We start from the raw sequence: 20,776 nt of genomic DNA, 5'->3' as shown, positions 1-20,776 counted from the left end.
CGGCCTGCGAGACTAGGGGAATGATCGAAGCGCGGCGGTTGCACATCCTCCGTGCGGTGGCCGACCACCGCACGGTCACGGCGGCAGCCGCCGCGCTCTACCTCACCCCCTCCGCCGTCTCCCAACAGCTCGCGGCCCTGGAGCAGGAGACCGGCCACCGCCTCGTCGACCGCAGCGCCCGCGGCGCCCGTCTCACCGCTGCCGGGGAGATCCTGCTGAGCCATGCCAATGCGGTGCTCGCCCAGCTGGAGCGGGCCGAGGCGGAGCTCGCCGCGTACGGCTCGGGCGAGGCCGGAACGGTCACCGTCGCGGCCTTCGCCACCGGCATCGGGCTGGTCGTGGCCCCCGCCATCGCGGCACTCGCCCACACCGCGCCCGGCATCCGGGTCCGGGTGCGGGACGCGGAGGGCGACGAGAGCCTGCTCATGGTCCTGGACCGGCAAGTGGACGTCGCCGTCGCCGTTGAGTACCGGGGTGCTCCGGGCGAGGACGACGCCCGGCTGACCCGCGTCCCGCTGTACGCGGAGCCGTTCGACGCGGTCCTGCCGCCCGGCCATCCGCTGGCGGTCGGAGCGCGGGTCGCGCTCGCCGATCTCGCCAAGGACACCTGGATCGGGCAGTCCGTCGGCAACCCTTGCCATGACGTGACCGTCCTGGCCTGTGAGTACGCAGGGTTCGCCCCGAGCTTCGCCCACGTCTCCGACGACTTCCGTGCCGTCGCCGCCCTCGCCTCGGCCGCTGCCGGAGTGGCCCTCGTGCCGCGCTCGGCGCTGAGCGGGATGGACCTTTCCGGCGTCGAGGTCCGTCCCGTGGAGGGGGTCGCCCCGACCCGTCGGGTCTTCGCGGCGGTGCGGCGCGGAGCCGAGGAGCACCCGCTGATGAGTCCGGTGCTCCGGGCACTGCGGGGTGCTGCGGAGCCCGACTGCTGACCGGGACGCCCGGGCGCATGATGGAAGGGGTTCCGTTCTCACGAGGAGGCGGATCAGGACCATGTCCGTCACCGAAGGCACCGTTCCGTTCCGTGGACACCGCACGTGGTACCGGGTCGTCGGTCCGGGCCGTGCGGGGCGGCTTCCGCTGTTGGTCGTCAACGGCGGCCCCGGCTGTTCGCACGACTACCTGGACGACCTCGGCGCGCTGCACGGGGAGACCGGCCGGCAGGTCGTCTTCTACGACCAGATCGGCTGCGGCCGGTCCGACCGTCCGGACGACCCCGCGCTCTGGGTGATGTCCACCTTCGTCGAGGAGGTGGCCGCGGTGCGCGCGGCCCTCGGGCTCGACCGCGTGCACCTCTACGGACACTCCTGGGGCAGCCAGGTCGCCCTGGAGTACGTGCTCACCCGCCCCGCCGGGCTGGCCGGCCTGGTGCTCGCCGGGCCGATCTCGAGCGCGCCCGTCTACCAGGCCGAGGCGCGCCGTCTGAAGGAGTCCCTGCCGGCCGGCGTACGGGAGGTGCTCGATCGTCACGAGGCGGCGGGGACGCTCGACGACGAGGAGTACCGCGAGGCCGTCATGGCCTTCTACCAGCGCTGGCTCTGCCGCCTCGACCCGTGGCCCCCGCACCTCGTGCGCTCGTTCACGGACATCCGCGAGGACGTGTACGCCGCGCTGTGGGGCACCACCGAGTGGAACCTCACCGGAAGGCTGAAGGACTGGGACGTCACCGACAGGCTCGGTGAGATAGACCTTCCGGTGCTCGTCACCACCGGCCGCCACGACGCGACCACCCCGACCGTGGTGCGTCCGTTGGTCGAGGGGATCCGGGGCGCCTCCTGGACGGTGTTCGAGGAGAGCGCCCACCTCCCTTCCGCCGAGGAGCCGGAGCGGTACCGGCAGGTGCTCGGCGCCTTCCTGGCGGCGGTGGAGGAGCAGGAGGGCGCCCGCGCGGCCTGAGCGCCCCGCGCCGCCGGCCCGGGGAAGCCGACGCTCAGTCCTCCGAACGGATCCAGCCCACCGCGTCGATCCGGGCGGCGTCCCGGGGCCGGGCCTCGTCGAAGAGCGCCCGTCCGGCGGCGTCCAGGAGCCGCAGCCCGTTCACGTACACCCCGCGCCCGACGTACTTCCGGTCCGTGGAGCACCGCCAGCGCAGCCGGACGGGATCCGCAGCGGGCTCCGGGACCGGCATCCGTGCGGACACCCCGTACCAGACCCGCCCCGACCAGCCGCCCACCGACCCCGAGGGGTGCGACAGCGGTTCCGCTCCCGGCCGTGCGGTGCCGAACGGCACCGGCCTCCAGGTCGTCCCGCCGTCCGTCGAGGCCTCCAGCACCACTGCGTCCGTGCCCGGCCCGGTGTCCCACCAGAGCGCGCAGTCGAGCCGTTCGGTTCCCGGGACGCCCGGCAGGGTGAGGGTCGTGGTGGTCCCGCCTTCGGTTCCGGAGAACCAGGCGGTGCGCCCCCGGACCGGTCGCACGGGTACGGCCCGGGCCAGTGCGTTCGCCGCGGCCACGCGGGGCGCGGATCCGGAGCGCCAGGACCGCACCGGGTGCACGGAGTTGCCCAGCACGATCAGGAACGTGTCGGTGGTCGGGTCGAGGACCAGGCTGGTGCCGGTGAAGCCGGTGTGTCCGGCGGTCCGGGGGGTGGCCATGGCGCCCATGTACCAGTGCTGGTGGAGTTCGAAGCCGAGGCCGTGCGCCCGGCCCGGGAAGGCGGTGTTGAAGTCGGTGAACATCAATTCCACCGAGGCGGGCGCGAGGATGCGGGCCCGGCCGTACGCGCCGCCGTTGAGGAGGGTCCGGGCGAGGACCGCGAGGTCCCGGGCGCGGGAGAAGATCCCGGCGTGGCCCGCGACGCCGCCGAGGGAGTGGGCGTTCTCGTCGTGGACCTCGCCCCACACCATGCCCCGGTCCAGGCCGGACCAGGGGGGCCGGGCGTCTTCGGTGGCGGCGATCTCCGTCCGCCAGGCGGGGGGCGGGTTGAAACGGGTGCGGTGCATCCCGAGGGGAGCCGTGATCTCGTCGTGGAGCAGGGCGTCCAGACCGCGCCCGGTGACCTGCTCCAGGACCAGTTGGAGCGAGATCATGTTCAGGTCGGAGTAGAGGGGGGCGGAGCCCGGCGGGTGCACCGGGGCCTCGGCCCACAGCAAGCGCAGCTTCCCTTCCCGCGTCGGCTCCCGGTACAGCGGGAGCCAGGGACGCAACCCGGAGGTGTGGGTGAGCAACTGGCGCACCGTCACGTCCTGCTTCCCGCCGCCGCCGAACGCCGGCAGGTGGGCGGCGACCTTCGCCTCCCATTCCAGTGCTCCGCGTTCGACCTGTTGCACCGCCAGGATCGAGGTGAACAGCTTGGACACCGACGCCAGGTCGAAGACGGTGTCCCCGGTCATCGGGATCCGTCGTTCCGGCGGTAGTTCGACCCCGGTGTCGGACGTCTCGTCGTACGCCGCGTAGCGCACGGCCGAGCCGATCGCCCGGTGCAGGGCGACGGTGCCGCCCCGCCCGGCGAGCAGGACGGCCCCCGCGTACCAGGGGCGGGTGGGGGACGGCGCGAGGAAACGCTCGGCCTCCGCGACGAGCCCGTCCAGGTGCGGGGCGAGCAGCCCGGCCCGTTCGGCCGAACCGTGCCGCAGCGTGGTCCGCCGCCCGCCCGGCCCCGGTTCCCCGCCCTGTCCCGCCGCTGCCGTGGCCCCCGGTGCCGCACCGAACATGACCGCACCTCCGAGTGCCAGTACCCGGCCGCCGAACGCGCGGCGGCTCGGCCTTCCGTCCCACATCGGATTCTCCGCCATGCCCCACCCTCTCCCGACGGAGGGGCACCGGGGCGCGGACGCACCGACGACAAAGAATCTGACGATCCGTCAAAAAACTCTTCCCTCTGCCGCGCCGCTGCGGCATCCTGCCGCCCATGGAGACGGAGCTGAGTCGCACACTGGGGATCGAGCACGCCATCTTCGGCTTCACGCCCTTCCCCGCGGTGGCCGCCGCCCTCACCAGGGCCGGCGGCTTCGGAGTCCTCGGCGCGGTCCGCTACACCTCGCCCGACGACCTCGCCCGCGACCTCGACTGGATGCAGCGGCACACCGACGGCCTGCCGTACGGCCTCGACGTCGTGATGCCCGCGAAGAAGGTCGAAGGGGTCACCGAGGCCGAGGTCGAGGCGATGATCCCCGAGGGACACCGGGCGTTCGTCCGTGGCGTGCTCGCCAAGCACGGCGTGCCCGAGCTGGCCGAGGGCGAGCCCTCCGGCTGGCGGATCACCGGTTGGATGGACCGGGTCGCACGGAGCCAACTCGACGTGGCCTTCGACTATCCGATCAAGCTGCTCGCCAATGCCCTCGGATCGCCGCCCCCGGACGTCGTCGCCCGGGCCCACGACCACGGCGTCCTGGTCGCCGCCCTCGCCGGCAGCGCCCGCCACGCCCGTCACCACGCCGACGCCGGCATCGACGTCGTCGTCGCCCAGGGATACGAGGCCGGTGGGCACACCGGAGAGATCGCTTCCATGGTCCTCACCCCCGAGGTCGTCGAGGCGGTCTCCCCGCTTCCCGTGCTCGCTGCCGGCGGCATCGGCAGCGGCGAGCAGATCGCCGCCGGGCTCGCGCTCGGCGCCCAGGGCGTCTGGTTGGGCTCGATCTGGCTGACCACCACCGAGGCCGAACTGCACTCCCGGGCCCTCACCGCGAAGCTGCTCGCCGCCGGTTCCGGCGACACGGTCCGTTCCCGCTCCCTGACGGGCAAGCCCGCCCGCCAGCTCCGCACCGAGTGGACCGACGCCTGGGACGATCCGGCGGGGCCGGGTCCGCTTCCCATGCCGCTCCAGGGGCTCCTCGTCGCCGAGGCCGTCTCCCGCATCCAGCGGTACGAGGTCGGGCCGCTCCTCGGCACTCCCGTCGGTCAGATCGTCGGCCGGATGACCTCCGAGCGCAGCGTCCAACAGATCGTCGACGAGCTCACCCGCGGCTTCGAGAAGGCCGTCGAGCGGATCAACCGCATCGCGGGACGGAGCGCCCGGTGAGCGCGACGCCGATCGGATTCTGGGCCCAAGCCGCTGCCGACCCGGGCCGCACCGTCCTCGTCGCCCCCGGTGGCGAGGAGTGGTCCGCGGGCCGGCTGCACGCCGAGGCCAACCGGCTCGTCCACGGACTGCGTGCCGCCGGTCTCGAACGGGGCGATGCGTTCGCGGTCGTCCTGCCGAACGGACCCGAGTTCTTCACCGCCCACCTCGCCGCCACCCAGGCCGGGTTCTACCTCGTACCGGTCAACCACCACTTCGTCGCCCCCGAGATCGCCTGGATCCTCGCCGACTCCGGGGCCAAGGTGCTGGTGACCCACGAGCGGTTCGCCGAGGCGGTGGCCCCCGCCGCGGATCAGGCCGGACTCCCCTCCGGCCACCGGTACGCCATCGGGACGGTACCCGGCTTCCGTCCGTACGCCGAGCTCCTCGCGGGGCAGGAGGGGAACGCACCCGCCGACCGCACCCTCGGCTGGGTCATGAACTACACCTCCGGCACCACCGGTCGCCCCCGCGGAATCCGCCGCCCCCTTCCCGGGAAGCTCCCCGAGGAGACGCCCCTCGGCGGTTTCCTCGGCATCTTCGGCATCAGGCCGGCCGGGGGCAACGTCCATCTGGTCTGCTCGCCGCTCTACCACACGGCCGTGCTCCAGTTCGCCGCAGCCGCCCTGCACATCGGGCATCCGCTCGTCCTCATGGACCGGTGGGCGCCCGAGGAGATGCTGCGGTTGATCGAGCGGTACTCCTGCAGCCACACGCACATGGTCCCCACCCAGTTCCACCGGCTGCTGGCCCTTCCCGCGGAAGTGCGGGAGCGGTACGACGTCTCCTCCATGCGGCACGCCATCCACGGCGCCGCGCCCTGTCCCGAGCACGTCAAGCGGGGGATGATCGACTGGTGGGGCCGGTGCATCGAGGAGTACTACGCGGCGAGCGAGGGCGGTGGTGCGTTCGCGACCGCGGAAGAGTGGCTCAAGCGGCCGGGGACGGTCGGCCGGGCCTGGCCCATCAGCGAGATCGTCGTCCTCGACGACGCGGGGGAGCGACTGGCCCCCGGCGAACTCGGCACCGTCTACCTCAAGATGAACACCGGGGGCTTCCACTACCACAAGGACGCGGCGAAGACGGAGCGGAACCGCGTCGGTGCCTTCTTCACCGTCGGTGACCTGGGGGTCCTCGACGAAGACGGCTACCTCTACCTCCGCGACCGCAAGATCGACATGATCATCTCCGGCGGGGTCAACATCTACCCCGCGGAGATCGAGGCGGTGCTGCTCACCCATCCCGCCGTGGCCGACGCCGCCGCCTTCGGCATCCCGCACGAAGACTGGGGGGAGGAGGTCAAGGCGGTGGTCGAAGTGGTGGAAGGCGGTGGCGCGGGGCCCGCCCTCGCCGAGGAGATCCTGGCCCACTGCGGTGCCCGCCTCGCCGGCTTCAAACGCCCCAAGTCGGTCGACTTCATCGCGGTCATGCCCCGCGACCCCAACGGCAAGCTGTACAAGCGCCGCCTCCGCGACCCGTACTGGGAGGGGCACGAACGCCCGCTCTGACCCGCTCCGACCTCCGGTCCCCAGGCCCGGTCGAGGAGATCCTCGCCACGTTCCCGCACGTCCGCGCCGGTCACGGCAGTGGAGGAAAAGGGTGAATGATCTCTTTGTGGCAGGATGCGGATCATGAGTTCGAGTACGGCATCAATGACACGAAAATGGACGACCTGGGGGCCGGTGGTGGCCGCGGTGGCCCTGGGCGTGGCCTGGGGGCGCGGCCTCCCGGGCTTCGCCGTCGGCCTCATCGCGCTCTGCCTCATGGCGGCCGTCCTCGCGGCCGTCCACCACGCGGAGGTGATCGCCCACCGCGTCGGCGAACCCTTCGGCTCCCTCGTCCTCGCCGTGGCCGTGACGGTCATCGAGGTCGGACTCATCGTCACCCTGATGGCCGGGGGCGGCGACAAGACCGCCACGTACGCCCGCGACACCGTCTTCGCCGCTGTCATGATCACCTGCAACGGCATCGTCGGCCTCTCCCTCCTGGTCGCCGCGCTCCGCAACCGCGTCGCGGTCTTCAACGCCGAGGGCTCCGGCGGCGCGCTCGCCACCGTCTGCACCCTCGCCGTGATGACGCTGGTCCTGCCGACCTTCACCACGAGCCATCAGGGCCCCGAGTTCTCCACGGCACAACTCGCCTTCGCCGCCGTCGCCTCCCTCTGTCTGTACGGCACCTTCGTCGCCGTACAGACGGTTCGGCACCGCGACTACTTCCTGCCCGTGCCGCGCCCGGGGCACGAATCCGAGGACGAGCACGCCGAGCCCCCGAGCGACCGCGAGACCTGGACCAGCCTCGCCCTGCTCCTCCTCGCCCTCGTGGCCGTCGTCGGCAACGCCAAACTGGTTTCGCCCACCATCGAGGACGGGGTCGAGTCGGCGGGCCTGCCCAAGGCGGTCGTCGGCGTCGTCATCGCCATGATGGTGCTGCTCCCCGAAACCCTCGCGGCCGTCCGCGCGGCGCGCAGGGACCGCGTGCAGACCAGCCTCAACCTCGCCTACGGCTCCGCGATCGCCAGCATCGGCCTGACGGTTCCGGCGATCGCCCTCGCCTCGATCTGGCTGTCCGGGCCCCTGGTGCTCGGCCTGGGGCCGCTCCACATGGTCCTGCTCGCACTCACCGGCGTGGTGAGCGCCCTGACCGTGGTGCCCGGACGGGCCACCCTCCTCCAGGGCGCTGTCCACCTCGCGATCTTCGCCGCCTTCGTGTTCCTGTCGTTCAGCCCCTGACCGACGGAGCCGCTCCCTGACGCCCCCTCGGCGCGGGCGGGCGCAGGACGTCCTTCTCACAGAACCAGGAGGCGATCCGGCGTCCGCCCGCGCCCGGCTGCCCGTCGCCTCGTCGGCGGCCCCTTCGGCATCCGAGGTCCGAGGTCTTCCAGCGCACTGCACGGTACTTGACCTTCCGTCAGGCGCCCGTTCAGGATCACGACATGAACAGACTCCTCAGCCGTACCGTCGACGGCGTCCTGCGCATGAGTGCCCAGCGGGTGCCCGACCGGATCGCCGTCCGGTACGCCGACCGGACCTGGACGTACGCGGAGCTGGACGCCGCGGTCTCCACCGCCGCGGCCGTCCTGAGGGAGTCGCACCACGGCCCCGGCCTGCCCGACCGGGCCCGCGTGGCCACCTACGGGCACAACTCGGACGCCTATCTCATCGCGTTCCTCGCCTGTGCCCGGGCCGACCTGATCCACGTGCCGGTCAACCACCACCTGACCGGCGACGATCTCGGATACCTCCTGGAGCAGTCGGAGAGCTCGCTCGTGCTCGCCGACCCGGGGCTCGCGGACCGCGTCCCGGACGGCTTTCCGGTCAAGCTGCTCCGGGACGCGCCCGGTTCGTTCCTCGACTCCCTCGCCGAACCGGACGACTACGACACCGACCGGGACGCCCGTGAGTACGTCCAACTGCTCTACACCTCGGGCACCACCGCACTCCCCAAGGGCGCGATGATGACCCACCGTGCGCTCGTCCACGAGTACGCGAGCGCCATCGAGGCCCTCGACCTGAGCGAGGAGGACCGGCCGGTCCACGCGCTGCCGCTCTACCACTCGGCGCAGATGCACGTCTTCCTGCTGCCCTACCTCGCCGTCGGAGCCGAGAACACGATCGTCGACGGTCCCGACCCGACCGTGCTGTTCGACCTGATCGAGGCCGGCAGGGCCGACAGCCTGTTCGCCCCACCGACCGTGTGGATCGGCCTCGCCCACCACCCCCGCTTCGACGAGTGCGACCTGTCCGCCCTGCGCAAGGCCTACTACGGCGCCTCCATCATGCCCGTGCCGGTTCTGGAGCGCCTGCGCGCCCGCCTGCCGGAGCTGGCCTTCTACAACTGCTTCGGACAGTCGGAGATCGGCCCGCTCGCCACCGTCCTCGGCCCCGACGAGCACGAGGGCCGGATGGAGTCCTGCGGCCGTCCCGTACGACACGTCGAGGCCAGGGTCGTGGACGAGGCCGGCGAGGACGTCCCCGACGGCACTCCCGGGGAGATCGTCTACCGCTCCCCCCAGCTGTGCGACGGCTACTGGCGCAAGCCCGACGAGACCAAGGAAGCGTTCCGGGGCGGTTGGTTCCACTCGGGCGACCTCGCGGTCCGCGACGCCGAGGGCTATCTGACGATCGTCGACCGGGTGAAGGACGTCATCAACTCCGGCGGGGTCCTCGTCGCCTCCCGACAGGTCGAGGACGTGCTCTACGGCCACCCGGCGGTCGCCGAGGTGGCCGTCATCGGCCTTCCGGACGAGCGCTGGATCGAGGCGGTCACGGCCGTCGTCGTCCCCCGGGGCGAGGTCGACGAGGCCGAACTCCTGGCCCACGCCCGAGAGGGCCTGGCCGGCTTCAAGGCGCCGAAGCGCGTCTTCCTGGTGGACGCGCTTCCCCGCAACGCCAGCGGAAAGATCCTCAAGCGGGACCTGCGGGACCGCTTCGGCGCATCATGACCGTACCGTCACGGGCACGGTCACGGGCAGGGCACGGCGCGGGGCCGCTCCGGCGGCGCCGTCCGGCCCGCCGCCGTCCGGTCCGGTCGTCGTTGCCGCGGCGTCCGTCGGACCTCCGGTGCGTCAGCCCTTGCGCTCCTCCACCACGCAGAGGATGTTGCCCTCGCTGTCCTTGAACCAGGCGCCCCGCATGGTGTCCGATTCGGCCACGCCGTCGACCGTCTTGATGTCGGGCAGGTCGTATTCCTCGAAGGTGACGCCCTTGGAACGCAGTTGCGACATCTCGCCGTCCAGGTCGTCGACCTTCCAGCTCGCCAGGGTGTGTCCGGCCTGGCCGCCGTAGGGGGTCTCATAGAGACCGATCGTCGTGCCGCCGCACTCGTACCTGGTGTCCTCGGGGGTCTCCCGGGTGAGAGGAAGCCCGAGGGTCTCCGAGTAGAAGCGCTTGGCCCGGTTCATGTCGTTGACCGGAATGATCGCGGCTATGGGGGAGTCCGACAGCATCGCAACCACCTCCTTCCTCCAGGCTACGCGCCCCGCAGGTCCACGACCCGCTTGATCTTGCCCACCGAGCGCTCCAGCGTCTCCGGGTCCACCACCTCCACGGCCACCGAGACCCCGATCCCGTCCTTCACCGCCGTCGCGAGCGTCCGGGCGGCCTCCGCGCGCTCCTCCGGCGTCGCGTCCGGACGGGCCTCGGCCCGCACGGTCAGGGCGTCGAGCCGGCCCTCCCGGGTCAGCCGCACCTGGAAGTGTGGTGCCACCCCCGGGGTACGCAGCACGACCTCCTCGATCTGGGTGGGGAAGAGGTTCACCCCGCGCAAGATGATCATGTCGTCGCTACGCCCGGTGACCTTCTCCATCCGGCGGAACACCCGGGCGGTTCCGGGCAGCAGCCGGGTGAGGTCACGGGTCCGGTAGCGGATCACCGGCATCGCCTCCTTGGTGAGCGAGGTGAAGACGAGTTCGCCCTCCTCCCCGTCCGGCAGCACCTCGCCGGTGAACGGATCCACGACCTCCGGGTAGAAGTGGTCCTCCCAGATGTGCAGGCCGTCCTTGGTCTCCACGCACTCCTGCGCCACGCCGGGGCCGATCACCTCCGAGAGGCCGTAGATGTCGACCGCGTCGATCGCGAACCGCTCCTCGATCTCCTTCCGCATCTCTTCCGTCCACGGTTCCGCGCCGAAGACGCCCACCTGCAGCGAGGTGGAGCGCGGGTCCACGCCCTGGCGCTCGAACTCGTCGAGCAGGGTCAGCATGTACGAGGGGGTCACCATGATGACCTCGGGTCGGAAGTCCTGGATGAGCTGCACCTGTCGGGCCGTCATGCCGCCGGAGGCCGGGATCACCGTGCAGCCGAGGCGTTCGGCGCCGTAGTGGGCGCCGAGTCCGCCGGTGAACAGGCCGTACCCGTAGGCCACGTGGACTTTGTGGCCGGGCCGTGCTCCGGCGGCGCGCAGAGAACGGGCCACCACGTCCGCCCACCGGTCCAGATCGCCCTCGGTGTACCCGACGACCGTCGGTCGGCCGGTGGTGCCGCTGGAGGCGTGGATGCGTCGGACGCGGGACTGGTCGACGGCGAACATGCCGAAGGGGTAGTGGTCGCGCAGGTCGGACTTGGCGGTGAAGGGGAAACGAGCCAGGTCGGAGAGCGCGTTGCAGTCGTCCGGGGTCAGCCCGGCCGCGTCGAAGGAGCGCCGGTAGAACGCGACGTTCTCGTAGGCGTGGCGCAGGGTCGTGCGCAGCCGCTCCAGTTGGAGGGCCGCCAGCTCCTCGCGCCCGAGCCGTTCGCCGCTGTCCAGCAGTTCCGTCATGCGCCACTCCTCCGCCGCCGTAAAACGGACTACCGATCATTCGGTCGATCCGTTCCGGGTCAGTAAAACCGGAGGCACCGGGGGCTTGGCAAGGGGGCCGGCGAACTTTTCGCACCCGAAGCGCCCCGCCGTGGCGCCCGACCGGGCGCGCCGCCGGAGGGACCCGGGGCCGGACTCCTCAGGCCGGCCAGTGCGCCGGGCGGTCGAAGCCCTCGGGGAGTCGGGTCGCGGCGTTCCCGCGTGCCGAGTTCAGCTGCGGCTGCGTCAGGAAGAGCGCGTCCGTGAGGTCCGCGCCCGACAGGTCGGCATCCCGCAGGTCAGCACCGATCAGGTCGGTGACGGAAAGGTCCGCCGCGATCAGCAGCGCCCCGCGCAGGTCCGTGCCCCGCAGCTTCGCCCCGCGCAGCCGCTTCCCCATCAGGTCCGCCCCGCGCCGGCTCTTCGGGCGGCGACCGGCCGTGGCCCGGACCAGTTCGCTCGTCCTGAGGAGCAGCGGGTTGGCCTGCGCCCGGACGGCAGCCACGTCCAACCGTTCCAGCTCCGCCGGAGTGCCCGCGGCCAGCTCCTCGACCCGGGCGAGCGCGGCCCGCAGCTCGGGGTGGACCGGGCGGGCCGTGGGCAACGCCAGGGCTTCCGTGAGGTAGCGCAGCAGTTCGTGCAACTGGCGCACCACCGGAAACACCTCGTACATCCGGCGGGCCGTCTCCGGCGCCTCCCGCCAGGACACCCCGCCGAAGGTGACCTGGGAGACCCGCTGGCCGGCACCGAAGCAGTCGTACACCGTGCACCCCTGGTAACCGCTCCGCCGCAGCCGCTCGTGCATCCCACAACGGAAGTCTTCCCGGAGGTTGCGGCAGGGCTCGCCCGACGCCTTGTTCACGGGGAAGTCGGCGGACCTGGCGAAGGGAAGTGCCACGCAGCACAGGCCGAAGCAGTTCGCGCAGTCGCCGCGCAGCGCGGATTCCCGGGTGTCGGACACGGTGAAACGATTCCTTTGCGTATCGGATGAACACTCACCGTATCGCGCCCCGGTGACGTGCTCTCGGTGAAACCGTTTGCGGACGCCCCGCGGGCCCGGTGAAGATCCAGAACATGCCGACGTTCACGACCCATGACGGAACCGAACTCTCCTACCGGCTGCGCGGAGAAGGGGAACCGCTGCTCTGCCTCGCGGGCGGGCCGATGCGCGATGTCGCGTACCTCGGGAACCTCGGAGGACTCGACGCCCACCGCACCCTCGTCCTGCTCGATGCGCGCGGCACCGGGGCGAGTGCCGTGCCCGTCGATCCCGGGACGTACCGCTGTGACCGGCAGGTCGGCGACGTCGAGGCCCTGCGCCGCCACCTCGGCCTGGAGCGGATCGACCTCCTCGGCCACTCGGCGGGCGGAAACCTCGCCCTCCTGTACGCCGCCGCCCACCCCGAGCGGATCCGCTCCCTGGTCCTCGTCACCTCCGCCGGGCGCGCCCTCGGCGTCGACACCACCGACGAGGAGTGGGACGAGGCCGCCGAGGTCTTCGCCGACCGGTCCTGGTACCCGCGGGCCGGGCCGAACTCGACGCGATCGCCCCGGACACCCCGCTGCCCCGGGTCCATGAGATCGCCGCCCCCTTCGCCTACGGCCGCTGGGACGCCCCCGCCCGCGAGCACGCGGCAGCCGCGGGGCGGGAGACGAACTGGGAAGCCGCCTCCCGCTACCACGGCGAGGGCGCCTACCACCCCGAGGAGACCCGTCGCGCGCTCACCGCGCTCACCGCGCCCGTCCTGGTCCTGGCGGGCGAGTACGACGCCGGACCGACGCCCGCCAAGGCCGCCGAAGCGGCGGCCTTCCTCCCGGACGCCCGGCTCGTCGTCCAGCGGGGCGCCGGACACCACCCCTGGGTGGACGACGCGGACGCCTTCGTCCGTGCGCTCGCGGCCTTCCTCGACCCCGCCGTCCGCACGGTGTCCGTGGACGGGGTGCGGCTCGCGTACCGGGTCGCGGGATCCGAAGAGGCCCCGCCCGTCGTCCTCGTCCACGGTCGGGGCGAGGACAGCGGGTCGTGGAAGGAGATCACCGCGGACCTGGCCGCCGACCACCGGGTGTACGCGATCGACCTGCGGGGGCACGGACTCAGCGACCGGCCCGGCCGTTACGGCTTCGAGGACTTCCGCGACGAGCTCGGCGGCTTCCTCAAGGCCCTCGACCTCACCGGTGCCTCCGTCGTCGCCCATTCGATGGGCGCCGCCGCCGCGTGCCTCCTCGCCGAGCGCGAGCCGGGTCTCATCGGCCGTCTCGTCCTGGAGGAACCGCCCGCCTTCGTCCCGCTCGACCCGCCCCGGCCGGTGCTCCGGCGTCCCGAGGGGCCGCTCCCCTTCGACTGGGAGATCGTCCCGACGACCGACGCCCAGTTGAACGCCCCCGATCCGGCCTGGCGTGCGGAGCTCTCCGTGATCACGGCGCCCACGCTCGTCCTCGCGGGCGGTCCGACCAGCCACGTTCCGCAGGAGCAGCTGGCAGGACTCGTCGAGGCCGTTCCCCGGGCCCGTCTCGTCACGATCGGAGCCGGACACCTGGTCCACTGCGATCGCCCGGCCGAATTCCTCGCCGAGATCAGGGAGTTCGGGGTCTAGCCGGTCGGCCGGACTCCGGCTCCGCCGGCCGGCGGAGCCGGAGTCCGGGCGCTGCCGCTCCTCCTCCGGGGCGGGTTCCCGCTGCCGTCCGGCTCCGTCCCGACCGACCGTCAGGCACGCCCCTCGGCGTCCGCCTCGATCGCCGTCGTGCGGGCCCAGCGGTAGTCCGCCTTGCCGCTGGGGGAGCGCTGGATGCTTTCGGTGAGGACCAGTTGGCGGGGGACCTTGTACCCCGCGAGCTGTTGCCGACAGTGGTCCTGGAGGCTCTCCAGGTCCAGCGGCGCTGCGTCCGGCCGGAGTTGGACGACCGCGGCCACGTGGTTGCCCCAGCGGGCGTCGGGGACCCCGGCGACGAGGGCGTCGTACACGTCGGGGTGGGACTTCAGGGCCTGTTCCACCTCCTCGGGATAGACCTTCTCGCCGCCGGTGTTGATGCACTGGGAGCCCCGGCCGAGCACCGTGACCACCCCGCTCTCGTCCACGGTCGCCATGTCGCCGAGGAGGACCCAGCGCACGCCGTCCCGCTCGAAGAAGGTCTCGGCGGTCTTGACGGGGTCGTTGTAGTAGCCGAGCGGGACGTGGCCGCGCTGGGCGAGGCGGCCGGTCTCGCCCGCGGTGACGGGGGAGAGGGCGACCGGGTCGACGACCTGGGTGCGTTCGTTGACGTGCAGGCGGAAGCCCTTGGCGGGGCCCGCGTCGTCGGTGGCGCGGCCGTTGGAGCCGGATTCGGTGGAACCGAAGTTGTTGAGCAGCAACACGTGCGGCATCAGTTCCTGGAGTTGGGCCCGCACCGTCTCGGACATGATCGCCCCGGAGGACGAGAGGCTGAAGAGCGCGGACAGGTCCGTGTCCCCGAGCGGCCCGCGCAGCGCGTCCACGAGCGGACGCAGCATCGCGTCGCCGACCAGGGAGATGCTGGAGACCCTCTCCTTCTCCAGGGTGCGCAACACCTCTTCGGGCACGTACTTGCGGTGGAGGACCACCCGCTGACCGTAGTTGAGGGCGATGAACGCGGTCAGCGTGGAGGTTCCGTGCATGAGGGGCGGTGCGGGGAAGAAGGTGATGCCCGAACCTCCCGCCGCGACCCGCTCCGCCAACTCCTCGGGGCGCTTCACCGGCTCGCCCGAGGGGTCACCACCGAAGAGGCCCGCGAAGAACAGGTCCTCCTGGCGCCACAGGACTCCCTTGGGCATGCCGGTCGTGCCGCCGGTGTAGATGATGAAGAGGTCGTCGCCGGACCGGGTGCCGAAACCGCGCTCCGGCGAACCGGCGGCCTCGGCCTCCGCGAACGGCACGCAGTCGAATGCCGGAGCACCCCCGATCACGGAGCCCTGCCGTGCGGGTCCGTCCCCCGGGCCGGGGGCGGGGCCGCGGTCGGTGGTCGGGCGGTGGTCGGGCGGGGTCCCCACCCGCACGAGGTGCCGCAGCTTCTCCGCCTGCGGCGCCGCCGCCGCGACCCGGTCGGTGAACTCGGCGTCGAAGACGAGTGCGGCGAGGTCGGCGTCCCGGTAGAGGTAGACGAGCTCTTCCTCCACGTACCGGTAGTTCACGTTGACCGGCACGATCCGCGCCTTGAGGCAGGCGAGGAGGGTCTGTAGGTATTCCACGCCGTTGTACAGGTGGAGTCCGAGGTGCTCGCCGGGGCGGATGCCCGCGTCCGTCAGGTGGTGCGCGATGCGGTTGGCGGCGGCGTCGAGCTCGGCGTAGGTCAGCCGGCGTTCCGCTCCGGTGCCCGGATGGTCGACGTACACCAGCGCCTCGCGGTCGGGGACCACGTCGACGACGGATTCGAACAGGTCGGCAAGGTTGTACTCCACCGTTCCTCCTGACCCCGGTTCGCGCTGGTTCGCATGGACTCGGCGGTCATTAGAGCGTCGACGGGGCACCGGGGGAAGGGGGTGCGCAGAAGAATCTGACTGAGTGTCAGAAAACTATTGAACTGACCTCCACACTCCTGCAACCTGTTCCAGAACTGGAGACGGGAGACCTCATGGGCGGTACCGAACACCTCGACGTCCGGCGCGTAGGCGCCACGCTCGTCCTCACCCTGAACCGGCCCGAGGCCAAGAACGCGCTCTCGCTGCCGATGCTCGTCGGCCTCCACGACGCCTGGCTGGAAGCCGATGCCGACGACGGGGTCCGCTCCCTCGTCCTCACCGGCGCGGGCGGGGCCTTCTGCGCGGGCATGGACCTCAAGGCCCTCGCCGGCAAGGGCATGGGCGGCGAGCGGTACCGGGACCGGCTGAAGGCGGACCCCGACCTGCACTGGAAGGCCATGCTCCGCCACCACCGCCCCCGCAAACCGGTCATCGCCGCCGTCGAGGGGTACTGCGTCGCCGGCGGCACCGAGATCCTCCAGGGCACCGACATCCGGATCGCGGCGGCCTCCGCCACCTTCGGCCTCTTCGAGGTGCGGCGCGGCCTCTTCCCCATCGGCGGCTCCACCGTCCGCCTGCCCCGCCAGATCCCCCGCACCCATGCCCTCGAAATGCTCCTCACCGGACGCCCGTACGGTGCGGAGGAAGCGGCCCGGATCGGCCTCGTCGGCCGCGTCGTCCCCGACGGCACCGCACTGGACGCGGCCCTCGAACTCGCCGACCGGATCAACGCCTGCGGGCCGCTGGCCGTCGAGGCCGTCAAGGCGTCCGTGTACGAAACGGCCGGGATGACCGAGGCGGACGGGCTCGCCGCCGAGCTGAAGAGGGGCTGGCCGATCTTCGACACGGCGGACGCGAAGGAGGGGGCGAGGGCCTTCGCAGAGAAGAGGGCGCCGGTGTACCGCCGAGAATGAGGCCCTCCTGCACCCTCCTGCCCTTCCGCGTCCGGCCGTGCGGGAACCCGCCCCGGGAACGGCGGCGGAACATCCCCATCCCCGTGCCGCGGGATTCGCCCCGCCGACCCGTCCGGCACACGGGTCCGGCCGCGGAAGGGACGGGGGCGAAGCCCCGCGCAGCGGACCGCCGTCGCACCCCACGCCCGCCCACCCGTCAGGAAGGAACCGTCCCGTGAACGCTGCCGCACCCCCGCCGGAGGCGCTCCGCGCCCCCCTCGTCGTCGAGTTCCCCTTCACCCGCTCCCTCGGGCCCGTCCAGTCCGCCTTCCTCACCGGACTCCGCGACCGCACGGTGCTGGGCGTGCGGACCGAGGAGGGGCGGGTGCTCGTGCCGCCCGTCGAGTACGACCCCGCCACCGCCGCCGAGCTCCGCGAGCTCGTCGAGGTCGCCGCCACCGGCACCGTCACCACCTGGGCCTGGAACCCCGATCCCCGCCCCGGGCAACCACTCGCGACCCCCTTCGCCTGGGTCCTGGTCCGCCTCGACGGCGCCGACACCGCCCTCCTGCACGCCCTCGACGCGCCCGGTCCCGAAGCCGTCCGCACCGGGCTGCGGGTCCGGATCCGCTGGGCCGCGGAACGCTCCGGTGCCATCACCGACGTCGCCTGCTTCGAGCCGTACGGGAGCGGGGCCGCGCCGGAACGCGAACCGGCCCCCCACGAAGGCCGGTTCGACGAACCGGTGACCGGCATCGTCGCCCCCGCGCGCCTGGACTACACCTACGGCCCCGGCCGCGCCCAGAGCCGCTATCTGCACGCGCTCGCCGAACGGCGCACCGTCGGCGAGCGCTGTCCCTCCTGCGCCAAGGTGTACGTGCCGCCCCGCGGCGCCTGCCCCACCTGCGGCATCGCCACCACCGACCGGGTCGAGGTCGGCCCCCGGGGCACCGTCACCACCTTCTGCATCGTCAACATCAAGGCGAAGAACCTCGACATCGAAGTGCCCTACGTCTACGCCCACATCGCCCTCGACGGGGCCGACCTCGCCCTCCACGGACGCATCGCCGGCATCCCCTACGACCGGGTCCGGATGGGCCTCCGGGTCGAACCCGTGTGGAGCGGGGACGGCCGCTACCCGGACCACTACCGGCCCACCGGCGAGCCCGACGCCGACTACGACACCTACAAGGAGCTGCTGTGACGCCACACCGGCCGGACCGGGAGGTGGCGATCGTCGCCTTCGCCCAGAGCGACCACCGACGGCACACCGACGAACTGTCCGAGGCCGAACTGATCATGCCCGTCCTGCACGAGGTGCTGCGTCGGGCCGGCCTCACGACCGCCGACATCGGCTTCACCTGCTCCGGGTCCTCCGACTACCTCGCCGGGCGCGCCTTCTCCTTCACCATGGCGCTCGACGCCGTCGGGGCCTGGCCCCCGATCTCCGAGTCCCACGTGGAGACGGACGGCGCCTGGGCGCTGTACGAGGCATGGGTGAAACTGCTGACCGGCGAGGCCGACACGGCCCTCGTCTACTCCTACGGCAAGTCCTCGTCCGGCTCCGTCCGCGACGTCCTCACCCGCCAACTCGATCCGTACTACCTCGCCCCCCTCTGGCCGGATTCCGTTGCCCTCGCCGCCCTCCAGGCCCAAGCCCTCGTCGACGCGGGAGTCACCGACGAACCCGCCCTCGCCGCCATCGCCACCCGCAGCCGCACGGATGCGACGACGAACCCGCACGCCCAGGTCCGGGGCGCCCGCCCACAGGGCGGATACGTGGTCCACCCCCTCCGTGCCGGTGACTGCCCGCCCATCGGCGACGGCGCCGCAGCCGTGATCCTCGCCGCCGGCGACCGGGCCCGCGAGTTGTGCCGGCGCCCCGCCTGGATCCGTGGCATGGACCATCGGATCGAGGCCCACTCCCTCGGCGTCCGCGACCTCACCGACTCGCCCTCCACCCGCCTCGCCGCCGAACGCGCCGGAGCCTTCGAAAGGCCCGTCGACACCGCTGAACTCCACGCTCCCTTCACCTCCCAGGAGGTCGTCCTGAGGAAGGCCCTCGGCCTCGACGACGACGTGACGATCAACCCGTCCGGCGGGGCGCTCGCCGCCAACCCCGTCATGGCCGCGGGGCTCGTGCGGCTCGGCGAAGCGGCAGCCCGCATCCACCGGGGCGAATCCGACCGTGCCCTCGCCCACGCGACCTCGGGCCCCTGCCTCCAGCAGAACCTGGTCGCCGTCCTGGAAGGAGACCGCCGTGGCTAAGGAGCCCGTAGCCGTCGTCGGCATCGGCCAGACCAAGCACGTGGCCGCCCGCAGGGACGTGTCGATCGCCGGGCTCGTCCGCGAGGCCGCGCTCCGCGCCCTGGAGGACGCCGCCCTGACCTGGGCGGACATCGACGCCGTCGTCATCGGCAAGGCCCCCGACTTCTTCGAGGGCGTCATGATGCCCGAGCTCTACCTCGCCGACGCCCTCGGGGCCGTCGGCAAGCCCGTGCTCCGCGTGCACACCGCCGGTTCCGTCGGCGGCTCCACGGCGCTGGTCGCCGCCAACCTGGTCTCCGCGCGCGTCCACCGGACCGTCCTCACCCTCGCCTTCGAGAAGCAGTCGGAGTCCAACGCGATGTGGGGACTCTCCCTCCCCGTCCCCTTCCAGCAGCCGCTCCTCGCCGGCGCCGGAGGATTCTTCGCCCCGCACGTCCGGGCCTACATGCGCCGCACCGGCGCCCCCGGGAACATCGGATCCCTCGTCGCGTACAAGGACCGGCGCAACGCGCTCAAGAACCCGTACGCCCACCTCCACGAGCACGACGTCACCCTGGAGAAGGTCCAGGCCTCCCCGATGCTCTGGGACCCCATCCGCTACTCCGAGACCTGCCCCTCCTCGGACGGCGCCTGCGCCATGGTCCTCACCGATCGCGACGGCGCCGCCCGCGCGCCGCGACCGCCGGCCTGGGTGCACGGCGGGGCCATGCGCAGCGAGCCCACCCTCTTCGCCGGCAAGGACTTCGTCTCCCCGCGGGCCGGCCGCGACTGCGCGGCCGACGTCTACCGGCAGGCCGGCATCACCGACCCCCGGCGCGAGATCGATGCCGTCGAGATGTACGTGCCCTTCTCCTGGTACGAACCCATGTGGTTGGAGAACCTCGGGTTCGCCGAAGAGGGCGAGGGCTGGAAGCTCACCGAGGCCGGGGTGACCGAACTCGACGGCGACCTGCCCGTGAACCCGTCCGGCGGGGTGCTGTCCACCAACCCCATCGGGGCCTCGGGAATGATCCGCTTCGCCGAAGCGGCCCTCCAGGTGCGCGGGGACGCCGGCGCCCATCAGATCGACGGAGCCCGTCGGGCGCTCGGCCACGCCTACGGCGGCGGTGCCCAGTTCTTCGCCATGTGGCTCGTCGCCGACGCCCCACCGGCAACGTAGGGCCTGCTGAACCCTCCGGGGGAGGACCTCTAGGCTGGCCCCATGACAGCGGAACGTGACCTGACCCGGCTCCTCGCCGGGATGCGCCCGGAGCTCGACCCCGGCCGCTACGTCTTCACCACGGTGGACGGCCCCGCCGCCCCGGCCGGGGTCGCCCCCGTCGTCACCGTCGCCGAGGACGAGGGCCTCACCCTCGTCGTACGGCAGGAGGAGGCGGACGCCGCCGCCCTGCCCTACGCCTACGTGGCGGGCAGGATCACCCTCCGGGTCCACTCCGCGCTCGACGCGGTGGGACTCACCGCGGCCGTCGCGGGCGAGCTCGCCGCTGCAGGCATGAGCTGCAACGTGGTGGCCGGATTCCACCACGATCACCTCTTCGTCGAACACGACCGGGCCGACGAGGCGTTGGCCGTCCTGAACCGTCTCGCGCGGCGGACGGCCGGCTTCGGCGAATGACGGTCACAAGCGGCGCCGACGGGCGTACGCTGGGGCCTTCACGGGGCCAACCGCCCGGTGCCCCTGATCGCGCGCCGGACGTGCGCCCTCGACCTGGGGGTGCAGCGTGGCACGTCAAGGCGACCGGCCGACCCGACGGGGAGGCAGCCTCTTCGAACGCGAAGCGGCACTCAATGCGGCCGAAGAAGCCCTTGACCTCCTGATGGGCACGGCCGAAGAGCCGCCCTGGCCCGTACCCGCGCCCCGCACTCCCCACGGCCC

The 20,776-nt window shown here is 72.3% G+C and carries 16 protein-coding genes and 1 pseudogene; 12 read left to right on the top strand and 5 right to left on the bottom strand.

The window, feature by feature from the left end; genetic code table 11:
- The first annotated feature begins 20 nt into the window (after nucleotides 1–20).
- Together ACFW22_RS01640 and ACFW22_RS01635 are read left to right on the top strand one after the other, a co-directional pair.
- Nucleotides 21–929, top strand: a complete 909-nt coding sequence (locus ACFW22_RS01640; RefSeq protein WP_386397260.1) for a LysR family transcriptional regulator — start codon at nucleotides 21–23, stop codon at nucleotides 927–929.
- 61 nt (nucleotides 930–990) lie between these two features.
- A complete protein-coding gene (locus ACFW22_RS01635) occupies nucleotides 991–1,893 on the top strand; it encodes a proline iminopeptidase-family hydrolase (RefSeq protein ID WP_386397257.1) in 903 nt (300 codons plus the stop codon).
- Nucleotides 1,894–1,927: 34 nt separating this feature from the next.
- Here ACFW22_RS01635 and ACFW22_RS01630 read toward each other — a convergent pair whose 3' ends face one another.
- Nucleotides 1,928–3,730: a serine hydrolase gene (locus tag ACFW22_RS01630; RefSeq protein ID WP_386397254.1), complete on the bottom strand. Its 1,803-nt coding sequence runs from the start codon at nucleotides 3,728–3,730 to the stop codon at nucleotides 1,928–1,930.
- Between the two features lie 116 nt (nucleotides 3,731–3,846).
- Here ACFW22_RS01630 and ACFW22_RS01625 point away from each other — a divergent pair, with 116 nt between their 5' ends.
- The 4 genes from ACFW22_RS01625 (at nucleotide 3,847) to ACFW22_RS01610 (ending at nucleotide 9,436) form a co-directional block, all read left to right on the top strand.
- Nucleotides 3,847–4,956: an NAD(P)H-dependent flavin oxidoreductase gene (locus tag ACFW22_RS01625; protein WP_386397252.1), complete on the top strand. Its 1,110-nt coding sequence runs from the start codon at nucleotides 3,847–3,849 to the stop codon at nucleotides 4,954–4,956.
- The gene (locus ACFW22_RS01620; protein ID WP_386397249.1) at nucleotides 4,953–6,503 is read left to right on the top strand and encodes an acyl-CoA synthetase; all 1,551 of its coding nucleotides are present in this window, start codon (nucleotides 4,953–4,955) and stop codon (nucleotides 6,501–6,503) included. Before ACFW22_RS01625 ends, ACFW22_RS01620 begins: the two co-directional genes overlap by 4 nt.
- A 123-nt stretch (nucleotides 6,504–6,626) precedes the next feature.
- Nucleotides 6,627–7,724 carry a calcium:proton antiporter gene (locus ACFW22_RS01615; protein WP_386397246.1) on the top strand — a complete coding sequence of 366 codons (1,098 nt, stop codon included), beginning with the start codon at nucleotides 6,627–6,629 and terminating at the stop codon, nucleotides 7,722–7,724.
- Nucleotides 7,725–7,927: 203 nt separating this feature from the next.
- Complete coding sequence (locus tag ACFW22_RS01610; RefSeq protein WP_386397244.1) at nucleotides 7,928–9,436, top strand: fatty acyl-CoA synthetase; 1,509 nt, start codon at nucleotides 7,928–7,930, stop codon at nucleotides 9,434–9,436.
- 123 nt (nucleotides 9,437–9,559) lie between these two features.
- Here ACFW22_RS01610 and ACFW22_RS01605 read toward each other — a convergent pair whose 3' ends face one another.
- From ACFW22_RS01605 to ACFW22_RS01595, 3 genes are all read right to left on the bottom strand, one after another.
- Nucleotides 9,560–9,940, bottom strand: coding sequence for a VOC family protein (locus tag ACFW22_RS01605; RefSeq protein WP_386397241.1), 381 nt, complete (start codon nucleotides 9,938–9,940; stop codon nucleotides 9,560–9,562).
- Nucleotides 9,941–9,963: 23 nt separating this feature from the next.
- Nucleotides 9,964–11,250 (bottom strand): phenylacetate--CoA ligase PaaK, encoded by a 1,287-nt coding sequence (gene paaK, locus ACFW22_RS01600; RefSeq protein ID WP_386397238.1) that lies wholly within the window; start codon nucleotides 11,248–11,250, stop codon nucleotides 9,964–9,966.
- 178 nt (nucleotides 11,251–11,428) lie between these two features.
- Complete coding sequence (locus tag ACFW22_RS01595; RefSeq protein WP_386397235.1) at nucleotides 11,429–12,229, bottom strand: pentapeptide repeat-containing protein; 801 nt, start codon at nucleotides 12,227–12,229, stop codon at nucleotides 11,429–11,431.
- Nucleotides 12,230–12,342: 113 nt separating this feature from the next.
- On the opposite strand from ACFW22_RS01595, the pseudogene ACFW22_RS01590 reads away from it, so the two are divergent.
- A pseudogene (locus ACFW22_RS01590) lies at nucleotides 12,343–13,862 on the top strand (alpha/beta fold hydrolase).
- 110 nt (nucleotides 13,863–13,972) lie between these two features.
- Here the strand turns inward: ACFW22_RS01590 and ACFW22_RS01585 are convergent.
- Nucleotides 13,973–15,679, bottom strand: coding sequence for an acyl-CoA synthetase (locus tag ACFW22_RS01585; protein WP_386397232.1), 1,707 nt, complete (start codon nucleotides 15,677–15,679; stop codon nucleotides 13,973–13,975).
- Nucleotides 15,680–15,852: 173 nt separating this feature from the next.
- Here ACFW22_RS01585 and ACFW22_RS01580 point away from each other — a divergent pair, with 173 nt between their 5' ends.
- From ACFW22_RS01580 to ACFW22_RS01560, 5 genes are all read left to right on the top strand, one after another.
- On the top strand, nucleotides 15,853–16,653 hold the full coding sequence (locus ACFW22_RS01580; protein WP_386397229.1) for a crotonase/enoyl-CoA hydratase family protein: 801 nt from the start codon (nucleotides 15,853–15,855) through the stop codon (nucleotides 16,651–16,653).
- A gap of 214 nt (nucleotides 16,654–16,867) precedes the next feature.
- Entirely contained in the window at nucleotides 16,868–17,836 is a 969-nt protein-coding gene (locus ACFW22_RS01575) for a Zn-ribbon domain-containing OB-fold protein (protein WP_386397226.1), read from the top strand.
- Nucleotides 17,833–18,900: a thiolase domain-containing protein gene (locus ACFW22_RS01570; RefSeq protein ID WP_386397224.1), complete on the top strand. Its 1,068-nt coding sequence runs from the start codon at nucleotides 17,833–17,835 to the stop codon at nucleotides 18,898–18,900. The genes ACFW22_RS01575 and ACFW22_RS01570 overlap by 4 nt, the downstream gene beginning before the upstream one ends.
- The gene (locus tag ACFW22_RS01565) at nucleotides 18,893–20,059 is read left to right on the top strand and encodes a thiolase domain-containing protein (protein ID WP_386397221.1); all 1,167 of its coding nucleotides are present in this window, start codon (nucleotides 18,893–18,895) and stop codon (nucleotides 20,057–20,059) included. The genes ACFW22_RS01570 and ACFW22_RS01565 overlap by 8 nt, the downstream gene beginning before the upstream one ends.
- A gap of 42 nt (nucleotides 20,060–20,101) precedes the next feature.
- Nucleotides 20,102–20,515 carry an ACT domain-containing protein gene (locus ACFW22_RS01560; RefSeq protein ID WP_386397218.1) on the top strand — a complete coding sequence of 138 codons (414 nt, stop codon included), beginning with the start codon at nucleotides 20,102–20,104 and terminating at the stop codon, nucleotides 20,513–20,515.
- Nucleotides 20,516–20,776: the final 261 nt, after the last annotated feature.

The sequence above is a fragment of the Streptomyces sp. NPDC058872 genome (assembly GCF_042743065.1).
Taxonomy (GTDB): domain Bacteria; phylum Actinomycetota; class Actinomycetes; order Streptomycetales; family Streptomycetaceae; genus Streptomyces.
This window is presented reverse-complemented; position numbering and strand designations above follow the sequence as displayed.